The following is a 3018-nucleotide window of genomic DNA, read 5'->3' as shown; positions in this document are numbered from 1 at the left end:
TTAATTCTTTCACCGATATCCTCTTCCATCCACATCCTGGCACCGCCGGCGCCACAGCAGAAGCTTTTGTCCCGATTTCTCCCCATCTCTACCAGTTTCATGCCGGGAACAGCTTTCAAAACATTTCTCGGCTGATCATAGATATTGTTGTATCTTCCAAGAAAGCAGGAATCGTGGTACGTGAAACGTCCCGGGACAGATTTATTCAATATGATCTTTTTCTGTGCAATCAGATCGGCCAGTATTTCCGTGTGGTGATAGACCTCATAATTTCCGCCGAAATTCGGATAATCTTTTTTGAGAGCATTGTAGCCATGTGGACATGTGGTAATGATTTTCTTTACACCGTAACCGTTCATCACTTCAATATTCATCTGGGCAAGTATCTGATAGAGATACTCATTTCCACCCCTCATGGCGGAATCACCACAACAGCCCTCCTCCGTGCCGAGAATTCCGAAGCTGACCCCGGTCGCCTTGAGAATCCTGGCAAAGGCAACCGCTGTTTTCTTGCCCCTGTCATCAAAAGATCCGGAACATCCCACATAGTAGAGATACTCCACATCGGGATTTTCTGAGAGGGTCTTTATGCCGAGCTCCTTGGCCCAATCTCCGCGCATATGAGCGCCGATACCCCAGGGATTCGAATTATTTTCCATATTCCTGTAAGTCAACTGCAGCTCCTGTGCAAAGTCTGCCTCCATCAACACTTTATGCTGCCTCATGTCGACAATCTTGGGAACATGCTCGATATAGACGGGGCAGTGCTCCATACAGTACATGCAGTTCGTGCAGGCCCACAATTCATGCAGATCAATGACCTCGCCGAGCATCGCCTTTTCCGGTTCCGGTATCTGGGGATTTTCCCCGTTACCTGCGGCTTTCTTCGCTTTAAGAACAACAGGTGCCCTCTCCAACCAGTATCCTTTAATGTCCTGAATGAGCTTTTTGGGAGAAAGCGGTTTTCCGGAGAGATAAGCCGGGCAGCCATCCTGACAGCGCCCGCAGCGTGTACAGGCATCTGCATCGAATATCTGTTTCCATGTAAATTCTTCTAATTGACCCGCACCAAAGGATTCGGCAGTTTCAAAGTCCCGGATCGGTTCAAGTGCGCCGGAGGGTTTCAGTGACTTCATGTACTGGTTGGCCGGAGAGGTAATCATGTGGATCATCTTGGAATAGGGAATATAAGCGATAAAACCAAAGGCCATTAAGGCGTGAAACCACCATGTGACCTTGTGAAGGGATTCCAGCGTCTCCGTATTTATACCGCTAAAAATCTTTGCCAGTAGAAACCCGATCGGAGACCAGGCGGCCCATGATGGTTCGGTAGCGGCAATCCTCAGTCCCTCAACAATAAATCCTGTAACAATTATGCCCAGTATTAGAATAAGCGTAATAGCGTCATCAGGGGTGTTGTCAAGCCGGTCTATCTTCCTTATGTATCTCCTCTCGATGGCAAGAATTACGCCTATTATGACAAATAAGCCGAAGATATCCAGGGTAAGTGAAAACCAGAGGTAAAACGATCCATGATAGAATGGTAAACCTATGTGGGCTTCGATAGCGTCAACAGCCGCGCCAAATAACAGGACGGCAAATCCAAAAAATATCAATCCGTGAATAATTCCCGGATAGGCATCCTTAAATGTTCTTATCTGCAAAAAACCGTTGATGATAAGAGACTTTATTCTTTCACCCGTATTGTCATTTCTGTTTTCAGCCTTACCCAGGGCGGTCCACATCTGCCATCGCCTGTATATGCCAATGATAAAGATCGCAATTGTGACCGCGGAAAAGAGATAGAGCGCGATCTCAAAACTGTGGGCATTCCAGAAAATCTCTCTTCCTTCATGCCCTGTGGTGAAAATCTGTTTCGCCGTATGTTCCATAATATATTATGTAAAATCCCCCCTTACCACCCTTTAGCAGGGAGAAGATAAGGGGGGACCATTTCCCTCCTGTTTGTTTTATCCTGAAATTTCTTTTACTATTCCCTTTACATACTTTCCAATAGCGAGCGAAGAGGTAAGACCCGGAGATTCTATGCCGATAAGGTTTATTAATCCCGGAAAGCCTTTCTCCTCTTCATGTGTTATGACAAAGTCCTTGAGGGTTTCTCCCGGGCTTTGAAGCATTGGTCGTATTCCTGAAGATTCAGGTTCTAAGTCATCAATTTCAAGAAAAGGGAAATACTTTTTCGCAAAATCAAAGAATAATTGCTTTTTGTTTTCATCGACCTTGTATTCTATCTCATCGACATAGTACTCATCGGGGCCAAGTCTTTCTCTTCCATCGATGGCAATGCAGTTATGAATTCCTACGCCGACTTTCCCCGGAACAGGGTAGATAAGCCTCTTTACCAATCCCCACTTTTTGGGCCGTATGCTGAAATAATCACCTTTCAACAGGTACGTCTTATACCCTGCCTTCGGTATATCTATTCCGGCTAATTCTGCTATCTTTTCGGCGTGCAACCCGGCAGCGTTTATTAGAATAGGTGTGGTAAAAGAAGAAATTCCTTCAGAGTCCCTTATCGTAACCTTATACTTTGAGTTTATTTTTTCTATTTCTATTGCCTCGCAATTGAAGACAAAATCAACATTTTCGCTTGCTTTGTTATAGAGTGCTTTCATATACGAAAAAGAATCAACGATTCCCGAAGGAGGAGATAGCACCCCTGCTATTCCTTCTACATTCGGTTCAAGTTTTTTGAGCTCATCTCTCGAAATAAATTTTAAACCTTCGACTCCATTTTTCTTGGCCTGATTATAGAGTTTTTCAAGCCCCTCCATCTCGTCTTCTTCAATAGCTGAAAAAATCTTCTCTACTCTTTCACATCCGACACCGTGCTTTGCACAAAACTCATAGAGCAGAGCATTGCCTTCGATACATAGCTTTGCTTTAAGAGAATCTTCATGATAGTAGATCCCCGCGTGAACTACTTCGCTGTTCCTGCTGCTGGCCTCATGCCCGAAGGACTCGTTTTTTTCGAGAACAAAGACTCCTTCCTGGGCT

At 44.9% G+C, this 3018-nt stretch carries 2 protein-coding genes; both read right to left on the bottom strand.

Going from position 1 to position 3018, the window contains the following annotated elements:
• Positions 1–1892: heterodisulfide reductase-related iron-sulfur binding cluster (locus Q7J27_02045; protein ID MDO9527921.1), on the bottom strand; the 1892-nt coding region annotated here is incomplete at its 3' end.
• A 78-nt stretch (positions 1893–1970) separates the two neighbouring features.
• Positions 1971–3018, bottom strand: a 1048-nt coding sequence (locus Q7J27_02040) for an NAD(P)/FAD-dependent oxidoreductase (GenBank protein ID MDO9527920.1), incomplete at its 5' end; no start/stop codon positions are given.

It is taken from the genome of Syntrophales bacterium (genome assembly GCA_030655775.1).
Taxonomy (GTDB): domain Bacteria; phylum Desulfobacterota; class Syntrophia; order Syntrophales; family JADFWA01; genus JAUSPI01.
Note: the sequence above shows the minus strand (reverse complement) of the source record. Positions and strands in the feature narration are given on the sequence as shown.